This is a genomic window from Scandinavium sp. NPDC088450, assembly GCF_044900545.1.
Classification (GTDB): Bacteria; Pseudomonadota; Gammaproteobacteria; order Enterobacterales; family Enterobacteriaceae; genus Scandinavium.
Genome location: NZ_JBJDNI010000009.1, coordinates 87,608 through 108,355, shown reverse-complemented (window position 1 = coordinate 108,355; position 20,748 = coordinate 87,608). Strand labels below are relative to the sequence as shown.

Below are 20,748 nucleotides of genomic sequence, written 5' to 3'. Positions count from 1 at the left end.
CTTCTCCAGTGGCTTCCTTTTGCCTCGCGTCACCCGGAGAAAGAAATGGAACGATCACAACTGTCACGCGAAATTATTGAAACCTGTCTGGAAATGACCCGTCTTGGCCTGAATCAGGGCACGGCGGGCAACATCAGCGCCCGATACGATAACGGCATGCTGATTACGCCCACCGGCATTCCTTACGAAAAACTCACTGAAAGCCACATTGTGTATGTCGATGCACAAGGCCGTCACGAAGAGGGCAAACTGCCCTCAAGCGAATGGCGCTTTCATCAGGCCGTTTATCTGACTCGCCCTGAAGCGAATGCCGTGGTGCATAATCACGCCATTCACTGCACCGCCGTGTCGATTTTGAACCGCCCTATTCCGGCCATTCACTACATGATTGCCGCCGCCGGGGGCAATTCTATTCCCTGCGCGCCCTATGCGACTTTCGGCTCTAAAGCGCTGTCAGAACACGTGGCCGTTGCGATGCGTAACCGCAAAGCTACGCTGCTTCAACATCATGGGCTGATTGCCTGTGAACAGAATCTGGAAAAAGCACTGTGGCTGGCACAAGAAGTGGAGGTGCTGGCGAAGCTGTATCTGGCAACGTTAGCGGTCACCGAAAATGTGCCGGTGTTACCGGACGAAGAGATAGCCGTCGTGCTGGAGAAATTTAAGAGCTACGGATTGCGCATTGAGGAATAACAGCAGAAGTACGGTACAAAACAAGCGGCCCCCGTCAGGAGGCCGCTTTTGTATCAGAACTCAGAACAGGCCCAGGGGATCCGTCCCGTAGCTCACCAGGATATTTTTGGTGTGCTGGTAGGCGTCCAGCGCCATTTTGTGGGTTTCGCGGCCTACGCCAGACTGCTTGTAACCGCCAAACGCCGCATGAGCCGGGTAGACGTGGTAACAGTTCGTCCAGACGCGGCCTGCTTTAATGCCTCTTCCCATGCGGTATGCGAGGTTGCTGTCACGGGTCCAGACACCGGCCCCCAGGCCATACTGCGTATCGTTCGCCAGGGCCAGCGCTTCCGCTTCATCCTTAAAGGTCAGAATGCCGATCACCGGGCCAAAGATCTCCTCCTGGAAGCTGCGCATGGCGTTGGTGCCTTTGATCAGCGTCGGCTGAATATAGAAGCCGTTATCCAGATCGTTGACCACCGCCCGATCGCCGCCGGTCAGGATTTTCCCGCCCTCTTCGCGAGCAATATTGATATAAGACATTATCTTATCGTACTGCTGCCGTGAGGCCTGTGCGCCAATCATGGTGTCGGTATCAAACGGGTCACCGCGGCGAATGTTGGCAATTTTCGCCATCACGCGTTCCATGAACGGCTCATAGATAGACTCATGGATCAGCGCACGCGACGGGCAGGTACACACTTCGCCCTGGTTGAAGAAGCCTAACACCAACCCCTCAACGGCTTTTTCAATGAACGACTCTTCGGCGTTCATCACATCGGCAAAGTAGATATTCGGCGATTTTCCGCCCAGTTCTACGGTGCAGGGAATAATATTTTCCGCCGCACAAGCCATGATGTGCCGTCCGACCGGCGTTGATCCGGTGAAGGCGATTTTTGCAATGCGCTTGCTGGTCGCCAGCGCCTCACCCGCTTCACGGCCATAGCCCTGGACAATGTTCACCACGCCCGCCGGGAACAGATCGCCAATGATGCCCATCAGCAGCGTAATGCTTAACGGCGTCTGCTCTGCGGGCTTCAGCACCACGCAGTTCCCCGCCGCCAGCGCCGGAGCCAACTTCCATGCCGCCATCAACAGCGGGAAGTTCCAGGGGATAATTTGCCCCACCACGCCCAGCGGCTCATAGAAGTGATAAGCCACGGTATTTTCGTCGATCTCCGCCGTACTGCCCTCCTGGGCACGCAAACAACCGGCGAAGTAGCGGAAATGATCCACCGCCAGGGGAATATCGGCATTCAGGGTTTCACGCACAGGTTTGCCGTTGTCCCAGCTTTCGGCAATCGCCAGCATCTCCAGATTCTCGGCAATCCGATCCGCCACCTGTAATAGCAAGTTAGAGCGATGCTGTGCGGAGGTTTTCCCCCAGGCCGCCGCCGCGCGATGGGCGGCATCCAGCGCCTTGTCGATATCCGCCGCGCCGGAACGGGGGAACTTGCCGATATCGCTCCCATCGACGGGAGAGGTATTCATGAAGTACTCGCCGTTAACAGGTTCGACGAACTGACCGTCAATGTAATTGCCGTAAGTGGCCTGCAGGGTAATCAGAGCACCTGGCTTGCCAGGATGTGCATAACGCATGGCGAACTCCTTCTGTAGGGTTGAGATACAGCGGCGTGACTCTATTGGTCTCGCGCACTGCTGTTCAGCCCATGCATTGGGCATGCCAGAATTTCAACGCCTGAAAAAGACATTTATTTTCATCACGTTAATCATTAAAAACCGCAGGCTGGATGAATTTGTCGCAGCAATGTTCGCTTCCGTGTCGCACAACGCAACACCAAAGAAACCTTTAAGCTACAATATCGCAACACTTTTCGTTCCATTGAGGTGTTCGATGCAGGGAAAATCAACCGACCGCCTGAGCCATGCTCACAACAACCCACTGCTACGCGAGTCGTGGTTTCGCAGCGAGCTGTATGGTCTGGAACGCAACGCTGAAGATTTCCCGTTGCTGGGCCAGGGAGAACTGGCCGATCGTCTCGCCAGTCATTCCGGATTACAACGTTATGCCTCACCCACGGTCAACCATCTGGCGGAAAACCTGACGGCAACCCAGTCAGTGGTGGTCTTAACGGATGCCTCAGGCATCGTGTTGCAGACGGTCGGCAACCTGAGCGCGATGGAAAAAGCGCAGCGTTTTGCCCTGTCGCCGGGCACATTGTGGAGCGAAAGTGGCCGGGGAACCAATGCGATTGGCACGGCGCTTGCCATTGATGACAGCTGCGAGATAGACGGTGAACAGCATTTTCTCACCAGCAATCAGAACCTGTATTGCGCCGCCGTTCCCCTGCAAACACCGGACGGTCAGATTGCAGGCGTGCTGGATATCTCCGGCCCGGCGCATTTCTCGCATACGCACACGCTGGCGTGGGTCAAAAGTGCTGCCAGGCAGATTGAGTATCTGTGGGTTAAACAGAGTCTTCATCCGCAGCAGTGGCTGATGAGTTTGCACCCTGACCCGCAAAAGCTCGACAGCGTCGAAGAGCTCCTGCTGGTCTTTTCCGACAATACGCTGATTGCAGCCAACCGCCTGGCGCTGCGCAGACTGGGCATTGACGCAGGACGGCTCGGTCAGATGACGTTTGGACAGCTCTTCCCGCTGCTGAAACAAACGGCCAGCACGGTGCCCGTGCCGGTGACCTGTAATGCTCAGACTTACTTTTACCGCCTGCGTGCTCCAGCACAAAGCCTCGTCAGCGTGCCGCCAAAACCCGCCGTCGCCTGGCCTTTTTCGCTGCAGCAGGAGGGCGAAAAAATGGTGCGTCTGCTCAATGCGGGAGTGTCACTCTGCGTTCAGGGAGAAACCGGCAGCGGGAAAGAGTTTGTCAGCCAGACGCTGCACCAGCACAGCCGCTGGCGGGAAGGGAAATTTATCGCCATCAACTGCGCAGCCATCCCGGAATCACTGATTGAATCAGAGCTGTTTGGCTATCAGCCCGGCGCGTTTACTGGAGCGAATAAAAACGGCTATATCGGGAAAATCCGCGAAGCGGACGGGGGGATACTTTTCCTTGATGAGATTGGCGATATGCCCCTTGCCCTGCAAACCCGTCTGCTCAGAGTCTTGCAGGACAAAGTGGTTGCCCCGCTGGGTTCCAGCCGCAGCTGGCCGGTGAATTTTGCCGTGATTTGCGCGACGCACCGCAATCTGACTCAACTTGTCGCTAACGGAGAATTCCGCGAAGATCTGCTGTATCGGCTACAGGAATTTACCCTGACCCTTCCCCCGCTGAGAGAATGGCCCATGCTTCCGGCCTTTATTGATCAGCAGTGGCTGCTGCTAGGCGGACAAGCGCGGCACATCACGCTTTCACCGTCGCTGCTGGACACCCTGGCGCACTTCGCCTGGCCGGGGAATATCCGCCAGTTGCGTAGCCTGATGAAGGTTCTGTTGGCACTGGCTGAAGACGGCGAAACGCTAGGCGTTGAGACTTTACCGGCTGAGTATCGGCAGGCAATTCCTGAACTTACGGATAATCTGAAACAGCATGACACCGCGCTCATTACCAGTACGCTGGCACGCTTTAACGGCAATATCAGTAAGGCAGCTCAGGCTTTGGGTGTGGCGCGCAGCACGCTGTATCGACGTGCCGCGCGGACCCGTGACGGGAATTAATCGCGGAAGTTTTTGAACTGGAACGGCTGGCCGAGGTTGCCGCCGCGCACCAGCGCCATGACAGCCTGCAAATCATCACGGGATTTACCGGTGACGCGAATTTCTTCGCCCTGAATCTGCGCCTGCACCTTCGCCTTGCTGTCTTTAATCAGCTTAACGATTTTCTTCTGCACTGAGCTTTCGATGCCGGTTTTCAGCTTCGCTTCCACGAACCAGGTTTTGCCGCTGTGGACAAACTCTTCTGGCACTTCAATGGAGTTGCCTTCAATGCCGCGCTTGAGCAGCTTGGCGCGCAGAATATCCAGCAGCTGATTCACCTGGAAATCTGACTCGCTCAGGACCTTGATGGTTTCGTTCTTTTCGTTCAGTTCGATGGTTGCTTCTACACCGCGAAAATCAAAACGAGATTCGACTTCACGTGCCGCATTATCTACGGCGTTTTTGGCTTCCTGAAGATCAACTTCAGAGACAATATCGAAAGATGGCATGTTTTATTCTCCCTCTCTTTTTGTTGCGATGCATAATACCCGCAACATCAGAGAACACAACCTGTTATACCTGTGTCTGCGGGGGTGTGGTCGGCGCTATAATAGTAACATAACGCCTGATCCCTAAGCAGGTGAGGAGGAATAATGAAGATTACCGTGCTCGGATGCGGCGCCCTTGGACAATTATGGCTGACTGCGCTATTCCGGCAAGGCCACGACGTTCAGGGTTGGTTACGCGTGCCTGCGCCCTGGTGCAGCGTGAACCTCCAGCAGCGCGACGGCAGCATCTTCAACGAACTGCTGACCGCCAACGATCCAGAGTTTCTCGCCCACAGCGACCTTTTACTGGTCACGCTGAAAGCCTGGCAAATTTCTACCGCCGTCAAAAATCTGGCCCCACTTCTGCCGCCGGGTTGCCCAATCCTGCTGATTCATAACGGCATGGGCACCGTGGAAGAGCTGCAATCAATGAAACAACCGCTGTTGATAGGGATGACCACTCAGGCCGCGCGTCGTGACGGCAACCTGATCATTCATGTCGCCAACGGCATCACACACATTGGCCCGGCGAATACTATGGCGCAGGAATACAGCCATCTTGCCGACGTGTTGCAAGCCGCTCTGCCCGACGTGGCCTGGCATAACGACATGGGCAATGCGAGCTGGAAAAAGCTGGCCGTGAACTGCGTGATTAACCCGCTGACCGCGATTTATAACTGCCCGAACGGACAGTTGCGCGACTATCCACAAGAAGTGGAACGTATTTGTGCGGAAGTCGCTGCGGTGATGCAACGCGAAGGGCATCATGCCTCGCAGGAAGATTTGCTGTTTTACGTCTGGCAAGTTGTCGACAGCACGGCTGCCAACATCTCATCAATGTTGCAGGACGTCCGCGCCGAGCGACAAACTGAAATAGACTATATCAGCGGTTACCTGCTGAAACGGGCCCGGGCGCACGGTATTCCGGTGCCGGAAAACGCCCGTCTGTTCGAACTGATTAAACGTAAGGAGAACGCGTATGAGCGCATCAGCGCTGGTTTGTCTCGCCCCTGGGAGTGAAGAGACCGAAGCCGTCACCACTATCGATCTGCTGGTTCGCGGCGGCATTAGCGTCACCACGGCGAGCGTGGCCAGCGACGGCGAACTGGCGATTGTCTGCTCTCGTGGCGTCAAACTGCTGGCCGATGCGCCGCTGGTTCAGGTCGCCGACGGCGACTATGACGCAATTGTGCTGCCCGGCGGTTTGAAAGGCGCGGAATGTTTCCGCGACAGCCCGTTACTGGTCGAAACGGTGAAACAATTTCACCGCTCCGGGCGCATTGTTGCCGCCATCTGCGCCGCCGCAGGCACAGTTTTAGTGCCGCACGATATCTTCCCCATTGGCAATATGACCGGTTTCCCGGGGCTGAAAGACACCATTCCGGAAGACCAATGGCAGGACAAACGCGTGGTCTGGGACCCGCGAGTGAACCTGTTGACCAGCCAGGGGCCGGGCACCAGCATCGATTTCGGCCTGAAGCTTATCGACCTGCTGGTCGGGCAGAAAAAAGCCCATGAGGTCGCCTCACAACTGGTGTTAGCCGCCGGGATTTATAACCACTACTCTGAATAATTCCTTGATGCGCCGGGTGGCGGCTATCGCCTTACCCGGCCTACCAAAACCTGCCGTTAAGCTCGCTTCACAAGAGTGAGTTCCAACTGCCAGCCCAGCGCAGACAACGCTCCGGCAATGGTATCGATTTTGGTTGAGTGCCCCAGCTTCACGATACGAGTCACTTCCTGCGGGCGGGTTTTCAGTTTACGCGCCAGCTCCGCCTGGCTGGTGCCGCTCTTTAGTATGGCATTCAGCAATAGCACTTTAGCCGTGATGCTGGCTGGCAGCTGGACAAACTCATCCTCAGCATTGAGCGCGTCAGGCAGCGGGATTGCACGCTCATCTTCAAAGTAAAAATCCAGCGCAGTGACCAGGGCATCTTCGGCCATCTGCAACGCTTCCTCTCGGGTGTCGCCACAGGTCAGCGCTTCCGGAATCTGTGGGAAAGAGGCAAACCAGCCCCCTTCAACGTCGTCTTTCTCAATCACCACTTTGTATTTCATTGTTCATTCCTCGCGCAGATTGAGTTGCTTAATGATGGCCTTGCGCAGCTTTTCGTTCAGCTCTTTACCCGGATGCCGTGGCATAACCGATTGACGGCCATGAAGGTAAATCTTCAGGTGATTTGTACCTTCAACGAAGATGGCTCCTTGCCTTGCCAGCCACTGACGAAATTCCCTTTGCTTCATCGACCACTCCCTGAGTATAAACTTTTTTGTTTATTAACAACACAAAGATTACGAGGTGATGCTTTTATATGCCTCGTATAACTTACTGTAAATCATGACTTTCATGATTTACGAGGCCGTTTCAGGAAAAGACATTTTAAGAATTAATCAAGATCTGCTCAGGTACGGTTTTGCGTGCCAGCGCTCACACTTCTCATCTTTTCTGCGCATCCCCTTCCGCCCCCCGATTCAACAAATCCCTGATATTTCATTGAGATGACATGTTATTTGCCAGGTTGTCGCCTGTTTGACAGTCCAGAAAATGCGTGGAACACTCAAGCACAACTGGACTAGTCCAGTTACAAATAACCTTCTGACCCCTACAACAGAAGGCATAAAAACCTCATAAGAGGAGTGGCCCGTGGTGACATTTATTGAGAGCAAGGTTGTCCCTGTCCTCATCCGGATCGGTGAAAACAAAATTCTGGTCGCCGTCAGAAACGGAATTGCCCTGACGTTGCCCTTTACCATTACTGGCAGTTTGTTCCTGATTATTGCCAACCTGCCCATCCCTGGCTGGAGCGAGTGGCTTGGCCCGTGGGCTGATAAAATCAGCGCTCCGGTGGCCGTCACGTTTGGTGCCATCGGCCTGATTTCTGCCGTCGGGATCAGCTACAACCTGGCGAAAGAATACAAACTCAACGCCATTACCTGCACCGCCGTGACGTTGGTGGTATTCCTGCTGGCGCAGCTTAATGACAAATATCAGCTAAACGTGGATAACCTCGGCGCGGCTGGACTGTTCTCCGCCATCATTCTTGCGATAGTGACCGTGCAGATTATTCGCTGGTTTGTTGGCCGCGAAATCGTCATCAAATTGCCGGATGGCGTGCCGCCTGCGGTTGCACAATCTTTCGCAAGCCTGGTGCCTGCGGCGGTGACCATCACGCTGGTGTGGTTTGTCAGAGTGATGCTGAACTTTGATATCAATGAATTTTTCACCCAGATTTTAAGCCCACTGGTCAGCGGCCTGGGTTCACTGCCGGGTATGCTGGTCCTGATTTTCCTGATTTCCTTGCTCTGGTGCTGCGGCATTCACGGCGACAACGTGCTCTCTGGCATCACTAGCCCCATCTTCCTGAAATATATCGCTGAAAATACTCAGGCCTATTTGAACCACCAGCCGATCCCTCACATTACGGCGGATGGCTTCTACATCGTCTTTATGTGTATTGGCGGCACTGGCGCAACGCTCGGGCTGGTGCTGGCGATGCTGCGTTCCCGCAGCAAGATGTATAAATCAGTGGGTAAGCTCTCGCTGCCTTCCGCCGTTTTCTGCATCAACGAACCAGTGATTTTCGGCACCCCGATTGTCTTCAACCCGCTGCTGATGATCCCTTTCACGCTGACACCGATGCTGCTGTGCATCTCCACCTACAGCCTGATGTACTTCGACATCATCGGCCGCCCGGTGCTGCAAATCCCGTGGACCATGCCGCCAATTCTGGCCGCCTGGTTTGTGACGGGAGGCAATATCCCGGCGGTCATCTGGTCTGTCTGCACCATTGTGATTTCAGTGGCGATTTACTTCCCCTTCTTCAAAACGCTCGAACGCCAACAACTGGCGCGTGAAGCGCAGGAAAGCCAACAGGCTACTGACTCTGTACTGAACACTGACTCTGCTTCGTCTTAAGGATATCACTATGAAAAAGTTAAAAATCGTGACCATCGGTGGGGGGTCAAGCTATACCCCGGAACTGATCGACGGCTTTATCAAACGCTACGATGAACTGCCGGTGACCGACTACTACCTGCTGGACATTGAGGAAGGCAAAGAGAAGCTGGAAATTGTCGGCAAACTGGCGCAGCGAATGGTGAAAGAAGCCGGGATCCCGATGAAAATTCACCTGTCACTCAATCGTGAAGAAGCGCTGAAAGATGCCGATTTTGTCACCACTCAGCTGCGTGTCGGCTTCCTTGATGCACGCATTAACGACGAAAAAATCCCGCTGAAATATGGCGTCCTTGGTCAGGAAACCACCGGCCCCGGCGGCTTTATGAAAGCCCAGCGTACCATTCCGGTGCTGATGGATATCTGCCGCGATATGGAAAAATATTGCCCGGACGCGTGGCTGATTAACTTTACCAACCCGGCGGGCATTGTCACCGAAGCCATCACTCGTCATTCCAGGATTAAAAGTATCGGGATTTGCAGCGGCGCGAACAGCATGCTGATGGATATCGCCAAAGCGTATGAGGTGGAAAAGAAAGATGTCTACGCCCGTATCATGGGGCTTAACCACCTGATTTTCGCCGACCAGATATACATCAAAGGCGAAGACTACACCGACGATTTCATGGCAAAACTGGCTCAGGGCAGCGCCAGCAACTCGCTGAAAAACATTCCGGATATTGGCTTCTCTTCGCGCTTTGCCAAAGCCCTGCACATGTACCCGATTTCTTATCTGAAGTACTTCTTCCTGACCCGCGAAATGGTGGAAGCGGCGCAAAAAGATGCAACAACGAAGGGCACACGAGGCGAGCAAACGCGAGAAATTGAACACCGTCTGTTTGAGCTGTATCAGGATGAGCACCTTTCCCATAAACCGAAAGAGCTGGAAAAGCGCGGCGGGGCCTGGTACTCCGATACCGCCTGCTCGATTATCAGCTCGATTTATAACGACAAGAAAGAGATCCACGTGGTCAACACCGTGAACAACGGAACGACGCCGGATCTGCCCGATCATGTCACCGTGGAAACCAACGCAATGATCGACCGTCACGGCGCTCACCCTCTGGCTTATGGCCGTTTGCCGGTGAAAATACGTGGTTTGATTCAGAGTGTTAAAGCCTATGAAGAGTTGACCGTTGAAGCCGCAATCACTGGCGATTACAGCACGGCGCTGATGGCGCTGACCATCAACCCATTAGTGCCTTCCGCCACGCTTGCGGAGAAGATTCTTGATGAATATCTGGAAGTGAATCAGCGCTATTTACCGCAATATCAAACCAAACGCTAAGGAGCAGCAATGAAAACGCTTATCTCTCAGGATTACCCACAGCTGTGTGAAGCGGTAGCGAAGAACGTTATCGACTGTGTGAACGCAAAACCGGATGCGCTGATCTGCATTGCAGGCGGCGATACGCCTCTCGGGGTGTTTGCCGCCCTGGTCGAGGCGCAAAAACAGGGCCACGTTGATTTCTCCCGCACGCAGTTTGTCGGCCTCGATGAATGGCTTGGGCTTGGCAAAGAGGACAAAGGCAGCTGCCGGGAAATGGTCTGGAGCCATTTCTTCGATAAACTGGCCTTACGAGACGAGCAAATCTGTTTCTTTGACGGCCTGACAAACGATCCGCAGGCTGAGTGCAAACGCGTCGACAGCTATATCGAGAAGCACGGCCCACTCGACTGCATCGTGCTCGGCATCGGGATGAACGGTCATATTGGCTTTAACGAACCGGGAGCTGCGCTGGACAAGACTTGCCACATTGTCGATCTCGATCCTGTCACTCAGACCGTGTCAGTGAAATATTTCGGTACGGCGCGGGATGTTAAGCAGGGGATTTCGCTTGGCCTGAAAACGATTCTGGCTGCGAAGAAAATCGTGCTGATGGCGAGTGGTGAGAAGAAAGCGTCGGTTGTGGCGCAGACAGTAAATCAGTCTGCCAGCAACGCCATTCCTTCCACGCTGGTCAAGACAACCAACAAGGCAAGTTTGTACGTCGATAAGGCGGCCGCCAGCACGCTGTAACTTTTCTCTGGCAGGCGCTCACGCGTCTGCTAGCGTTCGATGCGCAGGTTTTTGACGCGGAAAATGTCTGCGCGATTGTAGCTGATGGAAAAGTTAAACGCCGTTTTATCGGCCAGACGCGTCACTTCGGTGATTTTCAGCATCGGCAGCCCGCTGGCAATATTCAGCAAAGGAGCCAGCTCAGCATCAAACAGCGCGGCTTCGATAATGGAATCCGCATCCTTGATTTTCTTCCCGGTGTACTCTTCGACATAACCATACAGCGAGCCTTCTTTGAGGATATGCTCAGGAATGGTGTCGATGATGCGTTGCGGAATATTGCTGTCTTCGACCAGCACAGGATTGCCGTCCAGCAGACGGATTCGGCGGATAAACCAGACGTTGTCACCCGTGGTGATTTCAAGATGCTGTGCGAGAGTGGCATCAGCCTGAATCAGCTCAAATTTTAATAACTGGCTACTGACCTTGACCCGCCCCTGAAATTCACGGGAAAAGCCAAGAATGCTGTCACTGGTTTCGTTATTGAGGAGGTAAACGCTGGTGTCGGTATTCTTCAGCACAAACATGCCTTTGCCGTGAATACGCTCGATAAACCCTTCCTGCACCAGAATATCAATGGCTTTCTGCACCGTGACACGGGTGACGTCATACTGCGTCGCCAGTTCACGCTCGGAGGGAATGCTTTCACCTTTTTTGTAGACCTGGCTAAGGATGTCGCCTTTGAGGCGTTCCTTAATTTCGAGGTATTTGTGCGTTTTTTGCATTGCGGTTCCCAGAAAATCGCCGGGTGGCGCTGCGCTGACCCGGCCTACAAATTCCTGCCGCTTTTGTAGGCCGGGCAAACAACGTGCCGCCCGGCGAACAGTGCGGTCTGGTGCCCTCTCCCTTGAGGGAGAGGGGGAAATCCGACAGTTTACTCAGGACGATAAACCTTCACGTTCGCGAAACCTTGCTCACGCAGATACAGCGCCTGCAGGCGGCTCATCACCCCACGCTCACACCACAGCAGCCAGGTTTTACTCTGATCAAGGTCGCCAAACTTCGTGCTGAGTTTATAGAAAGGCAAAGAAACAACCTCAACGCCTTCCACTTTCAGCGGCTTTTCGTCCTGCTCGTCGATGGAGCGGATATCGAGGATCACGTCGTTGGCGCTGAAGCCGCTAACGGTTTCCACTTCCACCACTTCCTGTTCGGCCTGCTGTGCAATTTCACGGATATCGACGTTGCTGGCTTCCGCCACCACTTTATCGAGGATCGCGAAATCAAAGTTCTGCTCTTCCGCTTCGATCTTCGCTTTCACCGCTTTGACGGTTGGGCTCTTCGAAATCACACCACAGTATTCCGGCATGGTACGGGCGAAATCTTCGGTGCCGATTTCACGCGCCAGATCGATGATGTGCTCTTTATCGTGAGAGATCAGCGGACGCAGGATCAGCGTGTCAGACACGTTGTCGATCAGACGCAGGTTGGTCAGCGTCTGGCTTGATACCTGGCCCAGCGCTTCGCCGGTCACCAGCGCCTGCACACCGTAGCGCTCGGCAACTTGTGATGCGGCACGCATCATCATGCGTTTCAGGACGACGCCCATCTGACCGTCATCGATTTTCTCAAGGATTTCGCCAACCACAGGCTCAAAGTTGATCGCCACAAAACGCACCTTGTGGGAGCTACCAAAACGGTTCCACAGATAATGCGCCACCTGGCGAACACCGATTTCATGCGCCGCGCCGCCGAGATTAAAGAAGCAGTAGTGCACACGGCAACCACGACGAATCAGCATGTAGCTGGAGACGCCGGAATCGAAGCCGCCAGAAATCAGCGACAACACGTCTTCCTGAGTGCCGATTGGGAAACCGCCGATGCCTTCATAGCGGCCTTTCACCAGCAGCAGGCGATCGTTTTCGATCTCCAGGTGCACGGTGATGTCCGGGTTGGTGAGTTTCACGCGTGCCGTTTCGATATGCTGATTCAGCCCGCCGCCAACGTAACGTTCCACTTCGATAGAGGTGAACTCGTGCTTACCACGACGTTTCACGCGCACACAGAAGGATTTGCCTTCCAGTTGCTCACGCCACAGCGGCAGCGTCTGTTCGAAAATATCGTGCAGCGAAGTGAAAGGCACATCTTCCACTTCCAGAATATGATGGATGCCGGGAATGCGGGTCAGCGCGTCACGAATGACAGGGCGCTGCGCCTCATCTTTGGCACGCACTTCAATGTGATCCCAGTGGCGCACCACGGCGAGGGTTTCGTCATACTGCTTCAGAACGTTACGGATGTTCCCGGTGAGCATCTTTATAAAGCGTATGCGCACAGATTGGCTCTTGATGGTGATTTCCGGGAACAATTTAATGATAAACTTCATGGCGGCAATGGTTCTTTGGCAAGCCCGCAAAGGCTTGTGATGAAAAAGAGTACAGCAGCTCACGTCGGTGGCTGCATCCAGGCGCGCAAGTATACCACCTTCGCGCGGCTCCTGTGCACATTGCGCGTTATTTGATAATTGCCCCGAGTCCGTTACCATGACGGGGCTGAAAACATAAGAGTCCATTCACATGCCAAAGAAAAATGAAGCGCCAGCCAGTTTTGAAACCGCACTGACTGAACTTGAGCAGATTGTCTCGCGCCTTGAAAACGGCGATCTTCCGCTGGAAGAGGCGCTGAACGAGTTTGAACGCGGCATCGGGCTTGCGCGTCAGGGCCAGGTGAAGCTGCAACAGGCCGAGCAGCGTGTGCAAATCCTGCTGGCCGATAACGAAGACGCCCCACTGACCCCCTTCACGCCGGACGCCGAGTAAGATGGATTTCACGCAACAATTGCAGGCCTGCGTAACGCGAGCTAACGACGCGCTGCGTCAGTTCATCGCCCCGCAGCCGTTTCAGAACACTCCACTGGTCGAAGCCATGCACTATGGCGCACTCTTAGGCGGAAAGCGCCTGCGCCCGTTCCTGGTGTATGCCACAGGCGAGATGTTCAACGTCAGTTTGTCCACGCTGGATGCGCCCGCTGCGGCGGTGGAATGTATTCACGCTTATTCTTTGATTCATGACGATTTACCGGCGATGGATGACGACGATCTGCGTCGTGGTCAGCCGACTTGCCACATTAAATTTGGCGAAGCCAACGCCATTCTGGCCGGAGATGCGTTGCAAACGCTGGCGTTTTCTATACTCAGTGATGCGCCCATGCCGGAAGTGAGCGATCGCTATCGTCTGAAAATGGTCTCCGAGCTGGCACAAGCGAGCGGCGTGGCGGGCATGTGTGGCGGTCAGGCGTTAGACCTGGAAGCGGAAGGCAAACAGGTTGATTTGCAGGCGCTGGAGCGTATCCATCGCCATAAAACAGGCGCACTGATTCGTTCTGCCGTACGCTTAGGCGCGCTGAGTGCGGGTGATAAAGGCCTCGCTGCGCTGCCGGTACTGGATAAATACGCAGAATGCATCGGCCTGGCCTTCCAGGTGCAGGATGACATTCTGGATGTGGTAGGGGATACTGCGACCCTTGGTAAGCGCCAGGGTGCCGATCAGCAACTTGGCAAAAGCACCTACCCTGCCCTGTTGGGTCTTGAGCAAGCCCAAACGAAAGCCCGTGATCTGATTGAAGAAGCCCGCCAGGCATTGACCGTTCTGGCCGCGCAGTCTCTGGACACCACGGCACTGGAAGCGCTAGCGAATTATATTATTCAGCGCGATAAATAAAAAAACACCACGATGAGTCTCTGATGAGTTTTGATATTGCCAAATACCCGACGCTGGCACTGGTGGAGTCCACTCAGGAACTGCGTCTGTTGCCAAAAGAGAGCCTGCCGAAGCTCTGCGACGAACTGCGCCGCTACCTGCTCGACAGCGTGAGCCGCTCCAGCGGACACTTCGCCTCCGGGCTTGGCACGGTGGAACTCACCGTGGCGCTGCACTATGTCTACAACACCCCGTTTGATCAGCTGATCTGGGACGTAGGCCATCAGGCTTATCCGCACAAAATTCTGACCGGTCGTCGCGATAAAATTGGCACCATTCGTCAGAAAGGCGGCCTGCACCCGTTCCCGTGGCGCGGTGAAAGCGAATTCGACGTGCTGAGCGTCGGCCACTCATCGACCTCCATTTCTGCCGGGATTGGCATCGCCGTCGCCGCCGAAAAAGAAGCCAAACAGCGTCGCACCGTCTGCGTAATTGGCGATGGCGCCATTACCGCAGGCATGGCGTTTGAAGCCATGAACCACGCGGGCGATATCAAACCGGACATGCTGGTTATCCTCAACGATAACGAAATGTCGATTTCCGAGAACGTTGGTGCGCTCAACAACCATCTGGCGCAGCTGCTTTCCGGCAAGCTTTACTCCTCGCTGCGCGAAGGCGGCAAGAAAGTGTTCTCTGGCGTACCGCCAATTAAAGAACTGCTCAAGCGCACCGAAGAACATATTAAAGGCATGGTGGTGCCGGGCACGCTGTTCGAAGAGCTCGGTTTTAACTACATCGGCCCGGTGGACGGGCACGACGTGCTGGGTCTGGTGAGCACCCTGAAGAACATGCGAGACCTGAAAGGCCCGCAGTTCCTGCACATCATGACCAAGAAAGGCCGTGGCTATGAGCCAGCGGAAAAAGATCCGATCACCTTCCACGCCGTGCCGAAGTTTGATCACACCAGCGGCGTGCTGCCGAAAAGCAGCGGCGGTCTGCCGAGCTATTCGAAAATCTTCGGCGACTGGCTGTGCGAAACGGCGGCCAAAGACAATAAGCTGATGGCGGTCACTCCGGCGATGCGCGAAGGCTCCGGGATGGTTGAGTTTTCGAAGAAATACCCGGATCAGTATTTCGATGTCGCGATTGCTGAACAGCACGCGGTCACCTTCGCCGCAGGTCTGGCGATTGGCGGTTACAAGCCGGTGGTGGCGATTTACTCCACCTTCCTGCAACGCGCCTACGATCAGGTTATCCACGATGTGGCTATCCAGAAGCTGCCGGTGCTGTTTGCTATCGACCGTGCCGGGATTGTGGGTGCAGATGGGCAAACCCATCAGGGCGCATTCGATCTCTCTTATCTGCGCTGCATTCCGGATATGGTCATCATGACCCCGAGCGATGAGAACGAGTGCCGCCAGATGCTGTTTACCGGCTATCACCACAATGACGGCCCAAGTGCTGTGCGTTATCCGCGTGGAAGTGGCACGGGTGCTGAACTGGCTCCGCTGGAAAAACTGCCGCTGGGCAAGGGCGTGGTGAAACGTCAGGGCGAGAAAATCGCGATTCTGAACTTTGGCACTCTGCTGGCAGACGCTGAAACAGTCGCGGAAAAACTCAACGCCACGCTGGTCGATATGCGCTTTGTGAAACCGCTGGATGAAGCACTGATTCTGGAGATGGCCGCACGTCATGAAGTGCTGGTCACCCTTGAAGAAAACGCCATTATGGGCGGTGCAGGTAGCGGTGTGAACGAGGTGCTGATGGCACATCGTAAACCGGTGCCAGTGCTGAACCTCGGTCTGCCTGATTTCTTTATCCCACAAGGCACGCAGGAAGAAGCCCGGGCCGAAATTGGCCTGGATGCCGAAGGAATCGAAGCGAAAATCAACGCCTGGCTGGCCTGATCCCTCCCTTTTTCCGCTCCTGCTATGCTTAACGTTATGTTCATCGCAGGAGTGGAACCATGCAATACAACAAATTAGGAACGACCGACCTCAACGTCTCCCGACTTTGTCTGGGCTGTATGACCTTTGGCGAGCCCGATCGCGGCAACCACGCCTGGACGCTGCCGGAAGAGAGCAGTCGTCCTATCATCAAACACGCTCTGGAAGGCGGCATTAACTTCTTTGATACCGCCAATAGCTATTCTGACGGCAGCAGCGAAGAAATCGTCGGGCGTGCTCTACGTGATTTTGCCCGCCGCGAGGATGTGGTGGTGGCGACCAAGGTCTATCACCAGACAGGCGACCTGCCGCAAGGCCTTTCCCGAGCGCAAATCCTGCGTTCCATCGACGACAGTTTGCGTCGGCTCGGCATGGACTATGTCGACCTGCTGCAAATCCACCGTTGGGACTACAACACCCCGATTGAAGAAACGCTCGAAGCGCTAAATGATGTCGTCAAGGCCGGGAAAGCGCGTTACATCGGCGCCTCGTCAATGCACGCCTCACAGTTTGCTCAGGCCCTGGAATTGCAGAAACAAAACGGCTGGGCACGCTTTGTCACCATGCAGGATCACTACAACCTGATCTACCGTGAAGAAGAACGCGAGATGCTGCCGCTGTGCTATCAGGAAGGGGTGGCGGTGATCCCATGGAGCCCGCTGGCACGTGGTCGTCTGACACGACCCTGGGGCGAAACGACAGCGCGAGTGGTGTCTGATGAGTTTGGTAAAACGCTGTACAGCACCACCGAAGCGAACGATGCCCAGATAGCTGAACGGCTGGCTGCGATTGCCGAAGAGTTAGACGTGAGCCGCGCACAGGTAGCGCTGGCGTGGCTGTTAAGCAAGCCAGGCGTGGCAGCACCGATCATCGGTACGTCGCGAGAAGAGCAGCTCGATGATTTGCTGAATGCGGTGGATATTACGCTGAAGCCGGAGCAGATTGCTGAGCTGGAAACGCCTTATCAGCCACATCCAGTGGTGGGGTTTAAGTAGGTTATGGCCCCTCTCCCCTGCCCTCTCCCAAGGGGAGAGGGAGAATGAACACTGCTCGTTCTGAATTCCCTCTCCCTCAGGGAAAGGGCCAGGGAGAGGGTGGAAAAAACACGCCTTCTCCCACAAAATCAGTGCTTCACCAGTGTCGCAAAATAGTACACCAGCGGCACTGCCAGTACCCACAGACCCACTGGGATCTCACGCCATTTCCCGGAAATGGCTTTGATAACAACGTAGAACAACAGCCCACCGGCAATCCCTGTCCCGAAACTGTTGGCAATCAGGGTGATCATCACCATCATCAGCACCGGCAGTCCTTCGGTGAAATTCGCCAGATCCACTTTGCGCAAACCGCTGAACATATTCAGGCCAATCAGGATCAGCGCCGGGGCTGTCGCCTCTTTCGGGATCATCAACGCAACGGGCGTAAACAGCAGCATCAATAAGAACATAACGGCAGCTGCCAACGCGGTGATGCCCGTTTTCCCTCCCGCCTCAGCGGCTGCCGAGGACTCAATCAGTGCAGTGGCGGCAGGAATACCTATCCATGGGCCAAGGGCCGCCGCAATCGAATCAACAAGGAATGGCCGGTTGATCTGAGGCATATTGCCCTCTTCATCCAGCAGCCCGGCATCACCGCCCACCGCCAGCGTCGTCCCCATTGTTGAGAAGAACTCTGAGGCAAAGAAGACAAACAGATAAGGCAGGAAAGCGATATTCAGCGCCCCAAAGAGATCGATCTTGCCCAACACCGGAGCCAGTGAATGTGGCATTGCGATAATGTGTTCTGGCAGATGAGTCACGCCCATCGGGATCCCCAGCAGCGTCGCAAACAGAATCGCCCACAGAATAGCACCCGGCACGCGGCGAGCCTGTAAAGCAATGGCAAGAAGTAATCCGCAGAGCGCAACCACCGCCCCCGGGGCCAGAAAATCCCCCAGCATCAACGCGTTGTTGCGACTATTTGCCAGCACTAAACCTGCATTACGAAAACCAAGTACCGCGACAAACAGACCGATAGAGGCCGTCAGCCCGAGCTTGATTGACTGCGGTACTGATCGTGTCACCACTTCCCGCAAACCAAAACGCGTCAGCAGGAAAAACAAGATCCCGGACCAGCAGGCAATGCCCAAACCAATCTGCCAGCCAATGCCCTCACTGCCCGCCAGCGTCACGCCAACCAGCACTGAGCCGCCAATACCTGGCCCGACGATAAAGGGCAGATTTGCATAAAAGGCCATCAGCAGCGAACCGGCGATGAAAACCAGGATAGTGCCTGTCGTGACCGCCCCTTTATCCATTCCGCCAACCGCCAGCAGACCGGGGATCACCACCAGCAAATAAGCGGCGGCAAGAAACCCGGTGACACCCGCGAGACATTCCGTTTTAACCGTGCTACCGCGCTCAGTGAGCGCAAAACGTCGCTCAAGCCAGCCTGAAGACGAGCGAGTATTCAGCGTGTTATCAGCCATTATTTGCCGCTCCCGTTATGCTCAGCTTTTTCACTTTCCAGCGGAATGTCCTGACAGCTAATGACAGGATTAACAATTTGACGGGTGGTGCCGTCAGTTAATCCCAGGTCAGTGAGGTGCGGCCCGGCATTGCACGCCAGACAAGTTCCTTCGATGGCCTTAAAGACCCGATAGGGCGGTTCCCAGTCGGCGATATCACTGCTGCGATCGCGCAGTGTACGGAATTGTTCTGCCAGTGCTTCCGGCGGTAAATCGGAAAGCATTCCGGCAATCGGCATCGCCACGTGGGCAATCACCTCGTCATGTTGTGCCAGCGCCATCCCTCCACCGCTGGTGATAAGCTGGTTCGCCGCTTTCACCATCTGTGCCGCATCACGGCCTAACACCACCAGATTGTGAGAGTCATGGGAATAACTGGTGGCAATGGCACCACGCAATTCTCCCCATCCTTCCAGCAGCGCAACCTGAGGTTTTGCTTCATGGCGACCATGACGATGCTGCACCCAAATCAGACTGAAGCCATCCGGAATACACACTTTGCCGTCGCGAATGGTGACATCCACTTCGCCCCACTGGGTGAAACGCGCCCCGCGGATATGACGCAGACGGGCCACGCCATTACGCACTCCCTCAACGCGTAATGCGAAATCATCTTCCGTCAGCGGCGAGAGGTGCAGGGTATTACGTGGAACCTGAAGATGGGTCGACTCCGTTAACGGTTGAAGAATTTTACCCTCTTCGGCAATGAGTTCCCCGCCAACATAAACGCGCTTCGCACGTAAGGTATCGAGTGAATCAAACACCACCAGATCGGCACGTCGACCCGCAGCGACCAGCCCCAGATCGTTTCTCTGCAAGCGAATAGCGGCGTTCAGTGTCGCAAAGCGTAAAACATCCACTGCCGGAAGACCATGGGCAATCAGCAGATTGAGCAGCGCGATGATCCCACCCTTCTCCAGTAACTGGTCAGGCGCGACGTCATCGGTACAGACCGTTATCTGCGAAGAGAGGTGCGGCAACGTTTTCAGCGCGGCAACGATATCCGGCAGCAAATAGGGGTGCGAACCACGAATCTCCAGGGTTAAACCTGCACGCAGTTTCTCCAGCGCATCTTCAGCAGAAGTCAGCTCGTGATCGGACGTCACGCCTGCCGCCAGATACGCCTGCAATTCTGCCCCACTCAGACCGCGAGCATGGCCTTCAATTAGCTTGCCGCTCTCCAGGCCCGCCTGCAAAATGTCCATCATGCGCTCACTGCCGTGTAGCACGCCGTGCATATCCATCACTTCGGCAACACCGTTGACTTCAGGCCAACTCAACAGCGTCTCCATCTCTTTCCCGGCAAAGTCAGCACCCGACATTTCCAGACCCGGCGTAGACGGGACACTGGACGGGGCGGCAATCATCACCTGCAACGGCAAGTCACGGCTGGCCTCAACGGCATAGCGCACGCCCTCAATGCCAAGCACATTCGCCAGCTCATGCGGGTCCCAGAATACGGCGGTAGTGCCCTGCGCGAGCACGATTTCAGCATAGCGCGCCGGAGGAAGGTGTGAGCTTTCAAGATGAACGTGAGTATCCATCAGACCTGGTGAGATCCACGCCCCGTTCAGCGCATGTGTTTCGCGAGCATCCTGACGCGTGCCGCGCGGGTGGACGCTGGCAATCAATGCGCCCACGATACCGACATCGGCTTCACGTACTTCGCCTGTGGCCATGTCCACCACCTGCGCATCGGTTAACAGAAGATCAAAAGGCACCTGGCCCTGGGCAGCAAGCACCGCACGACGGCGGGTTTCAGCACTAACCTGCATAATAAACACTATCCGGTAAGGGGGAATGACGT

At 55.1% G+C, this 20,748-nt stretch carries 19 protein-coding genes; 11 read left to right on the top strand and 8 right to left on the bottom strand.

Translation table 11 applies throughout. The annotated features are described in order from the left end of the window. Positions 1-45 precede the first annotated feature (45 nt). Positions 46-693: an L-fuculose-phosphate aldolase gene (fucA, locus tag ACI2I2_RS10655; RefSeq protein ID WP_404657891.1), complete on the top strand. Its 648-nt coding sequence runs from the start codon at positions 46-48 to the stop codon at positions 691-693. A gap of 60 nt (positions 694-753) precedes the next feature. On the opposite strand, the gene ACI2I2_RS10650 is transcribed toward fucA, so the two are convergent. Further along, a complete protein-coding gene (locus ACI2I2_RS10650; protein ID WP_154160250.1) occupies positions 754-2,271 on the bottom strand; it encodes an aldehyde dehydrogenase family protein in 1,518 nt (505 codons plus the stop codon). A gap of 256 nt (positions 2,272-2,527) precedes the next feature. Between ACI2I2_RS10650 and ACI2I2_RS10645 the strand changes: the two genes are divergently transcribed. Then, a complete protein-coding gene (locus ACI2I2_RS10645) occupies positions 2,528-4,309 on the top strand; it encodes a sigma-54-dependent Fis family transcriptional regulator (protein WP_404657889.1) in 1,782 nt (593 codons plus the stop codon). Here the strand turns inward: ACI2I2_RS10645 and ACI2I2_RS10640 are convergent. After that, positions 4,306-4,797 (bottom strand): YajQ family cyclic di-GMP-binding protein, encoded by a 492-nt coding sequence (locus tag ACI2I2_RS10640; protein ID WP_404657888.1) that lies wholly within the window; start codon positions 4,795-4,797, stop codon positions 4,306-4,308. The genes ACI2I2_RS10645 and ACI2I2_RS10640 overlap by 4 nt on opposite strands. Positions 4,798-4,941: 144 nt before the next feature. Here ACI2I2_RS10640 and panE point away from each other — a divergent pair, with 144 nt between their 5' ends. Together panE and yajL are read left to right on the top strand one after the other, a co-directional pair. Beyond that, positions 4,942-5,856, top strand: coding sequence for a 2-dehydropantoate 2-reductase (panE, locus tag ACI2I2_RS10635; protein ID WP_404657887.1), 915 nt, complete (start codon positions 4,942-4,944; stop codon positions 5,854-5,856). Beyond that, the gene (gene yajL / locus ACI2I2_RS10630) at positions 5,816-6,409 is read left to right on the top strand and encodes a protein deglycase YajL (RefSeq protein WP_404657886.1); all 594 of its coding nucleotides are present in this window, start codon (positions 5,816-5,818) and stop codon (positions 6,407-6,409) included. The genes panE and yajL overlap by 41 nt, the downstream gene beginning before the upstream one ends. A 56-nt stretch (positions 6,410-6,465) precedes the next feature. On the opposite strand, the gene ACI2I2_RS10625 is transcribed toward yajL, so the two are convergent. Both ACI2I2_RS10625 and ACI2I2_RS10620 read right to left on the bottom strand, forming a co-directional pair. Continuing rightward, positions 6,466-6,894, bottom strand: coding sequence for a type II toxin-antitoxin system HicB family antitoxin (locus tag ACI2I2_RS10625; protein WP_404657885.1), 429 nt, complete (start codon positions 6,892-6,894; stop codon positions 6,466-6,468). A 3-nt stretch (positions 6,895-6,897) separates the two neighbouring features. After that, positions 6,898-7,080 (bottom strand): type II toxin-antitoxin system HicA family toxin, encoded by a 183-nt coding sequence (locus tag ACI2I2_RS10620; protein WP_330983098.1) that lies wholly within the window; start codon positions 7,078-7,080, stop codon positions 6,898-6,900. A gap of 400 nt (positions 7,081-7,480) precedes the next feature. Between ACI2I2_RS10620 and ACI2I2_RS10615 the strand changes: the two genes are divergently transcribed. The 3 genes from ACI2I2_RS10615 to ACI2I2_RS10605 are packed head-to-tail and all read left to right on the top strand — an operon-like array spanning position 7,481 to position 10,811. Next, complete coding sequence (locus ACI2I2_RS10615) at positions 7,481-8,752, top strand: PTS sugar transporter subunit IIC (protein ID WP_404657884.1); 1,272 nt, start codon at positions 7,481-7,483, stop codon at positions 8,750-8,752. 10 nt (positions 8,753-8,762) lie between these two features. After that, complete coding sequence (locus ACI2I2_RS10610; RefSeq protein WP_404657883.1) at positions 8,763-10,079, top strand: 6-phospho-beta-glucosidase; 1,317 nt, start codon at positions 8,763-8,765, stop codon at positions 10,077-10,079. A 9-nt stretch (positions 10,080-10,088) separates the two neighbouring features. Beyond that, entirely contained in the window at positions 10,089-10,811 is a 723-nt protein-coding gene (locus ACI2I2_RS10605) for a glucosamine-6-phosphate deaminase (RefSeq protein WP_404657882.1), read from the top strand. A gap of 29 nt (positions 10,812-10,840) precedes the next feature. On the opposite strand, the gene ACI2I2_RS10600 is transcribed toward ACI2I2_RS10605, so the two are convergent. Continuing rightward, positions 10,841-11,575 (bottom strand): GntR family transcriptional regulator, encoded by a 735-nt coding sequence (locus ACI2I2_RS10600; RefSeq protein WP_404657881.1) that lies wholly within the window; start codon positions 11,573-11,575, stop codon positions 10,841-10,843. A gap of 149 nt (positions 11,576-11,724) precedes the next feature. Next, a complete protein-coding gene (gene thiI, locus ACI2I2_RS10595; protein ID WP_404657880.1) occupies positions 11,725-13,176 on the bottom strand; it encodes a tRNA uracil 4-sulfurtransferase ThiI in 1,452 nt (483 codons plus the stop codon). A 190-nt stretch (positions 13,177-13,366) separates the two neighbouring features. Between thiI and xseB the strand changes: the two genes are divergently transcribed. The 4 genes from xseB to ACI2I2_RS10575 are packed head-to-tail and all read left to right on the top strand — an operon-like array spanning position 13,367 to position 17,430. Next, a complete protein-coding gene (gene xseB / locus ACI2I2_RS10590) occupies positions 13,367-13,609 on the top strand; it encodes an exodeoxyribonuclease VII small subunit (RefSeq protein WP_330983092.1) in 243 nt (80 codons plus the stop codon). Between the two features lies 1 nt (position 13,610). Next, positions 13,611-14,510, top strand: coding sequence for a (2E,6E)-farnesyl diphosphate synthase (ispA, locus tag ACI2I2_RS10585; protein WP_404657879.1), 900 nt, complete (start codon positions 13,611-13,613; stop codon positions 14,508-14,510). 23 nt (positions 14,511-14,533) lie between these two features. Next, the gene (gene dxs, locus ACI2I2_RS10580; RefSeq protein WP_404657878.1) at positions 14,534-16,396 is read left to right on the top strand and encodes a 1-deoxy-D-xylulose-5-phosphate synthase; all 1,863 of its coding nucleotides are present in this window, start codon (positions 14,534-14,536) and stop codon (positions 16,394-16,396) included. Between the two features lie 59 nt (positions 16,397-16,455). Further along, complete coding sequence (locus ACI2I2_RS10575; RefSeq protein WP_404657877.1) at positions 16,456-17,430, top strand: aldo/keto reductase; 975 nt, start codon at positions 16,456-16,458, stop codon at positions 17,428-17,430. Positions 17,431-17,558: 128 nt separating this feature from the next. On the opposite strand, the gene ACI2I2_RS10570 is transcribed toward ACI2I2_RS10575, so the two are convergent. Both ACI2I2_RS10570 and ACI2I2_RS10565 read right to left on the bottom strand, forming a co-directional pair. After that, a complete protein-coding gene (locus tag ACI2I2_RS10570; protein WP_404657876.1) occupies positions 17,559-18,902 on the bottom strand; it encodes an NCS2 family permease in 1,344 nt (447 codons plus the stop codon). Further along, complete coding sequence (locus ACI2I2_RS10565; protein WP_404657875.1) at positions 18,902-20,716, bottom strand: adenine deaminase; 1,815 nt, start codon at positions 20,714-20,716, stop codon at positions 18,902-18,904. The genes ACI2I2_RS10570 and ACI2I2_RS10565 overlap by 1 nt, the downstream gene beginning before the upstream one ends. Positions 20,717-20,748: the final 32 nt, after the last annotated feature.

Coding starts and splice junctions, on each gene's coding strand:
- fucA (WP_404657891.1), top strand. CDS start 46: ATGGAACGATCACAACTGTCACGCGAAATTATTGAAACCTGTCTGGAA.
- ACI2I2_RS10650 (WP_154160250.1), bottom strand. CDS start 2,271: ATGCGTTATGCACATCCTGGCAAGCCAGGTGCTCTGATTACCCTGCAG.
- ACI2I2_RS10645 (WP_404657889.1), top strand. CDS start 2,528: ATGCAGGGAAAATCAACCGACCGCCTGAGCCATGCTCACAACAACCCA.
- ACI2I2_RS10640 (WP_404657888.1), bottom strand. CDS start 4,797: ATGCCATCTTTCGATATTGTCTCTGAAGTTGATCTTCAGGAAGCCAAA.
- panE (WP_404657887.1), top strand. CDS start 4,942: ATGAAGATTACCGTGCTCGGATGCGGCGCCCTTGGACAATTATGGCTG.
- yajL (WP_404657886.1), top strand. CDS start 5,816: ATGAGCGCATCAGCGCTGGTTTGTCTCGCCCCTGGGAGTGAAGAGACC.
- ACI2I2_RS10625 (WP_404657885.1), bottom strand. CDS start 6,894: ATGAAATACAAAGTGGTGATTGAGAAAGACGACGTTGAAGGGGGCTGG.
- ACI2I2_RS10620 (WP_330983098.1), bottom strand. CDS start 7,080: ATGAAGCAAAGGGAATTTCGTCAGTGGCTGGCAAGGCAAGGAGCCATC.
- ACI2I2_RS10610 (WP_404657883.1), top strand. CDS start 8,763: ATGAAAAAGTTAAAAATCGTGACCATCGGTGGGGGGTCAAGCTATACC.
- ACI2I2_RS10605 (WP_404657882.1), top strand. CDS start 10,089: ATGAAAACGCTTATCTCTCAGGATTACCCACAGCTGTGTGAAGCGGTA.
- ACI2I2_RS10600 (WP_404657881.1), bottom strand. CDS start 11,575: ATGCAAAAAACGCACAAATACCTCGAAATTAAGGAACGCCTCAAAGGC.
- thiI (WP_404657880.1), bottom strand. CDS start 13,176: ATGAAGTTTATCATTAAATTGTTCCCGGAAATCACCATCAAGAGCCAA.
- xseB (WP_330983092.1), top strand. CDS start 13,367: ATGCCAAAGAAAAATGAAGCGCCAGCCAGTTTTGAAACCGCACTGACT.
- ispA (WP_404657879.1), top strand. CDS start 13,611: ATGGATTTCACGCAACAATTGCAGGCCTGCGTAACGCGAGCTAACGAC.
- dxs (WP_404657878.1), top strand. CDS start 14,534: ATGAGTTTTGATATTGCCAAATACCCGACGCTGGCACTGGTGGAGTCC.
- ACI2I2_RS10575 (WP_404657877.1), top strand. CDS start 16,456: ATGCAATACAACAAATTAGGAACGACCGACCTCAACGTCTCCCGACTT.
- ACI2I2_RS10570 (WP_404657876.1), bottom strand. CDS start 18,902: ATGGCTGATAACACGCTGAATACTCGCTCGTCTTCAGGCTGGCTTGAG.
- ACI2I2_RS10565 (WP_404657875.1), bottom strand. CDS start 20,716: ATGCAGGTTAGTGCTGAAACCCGCCGTCGTGCGGTGCTTGCTGCCCAG.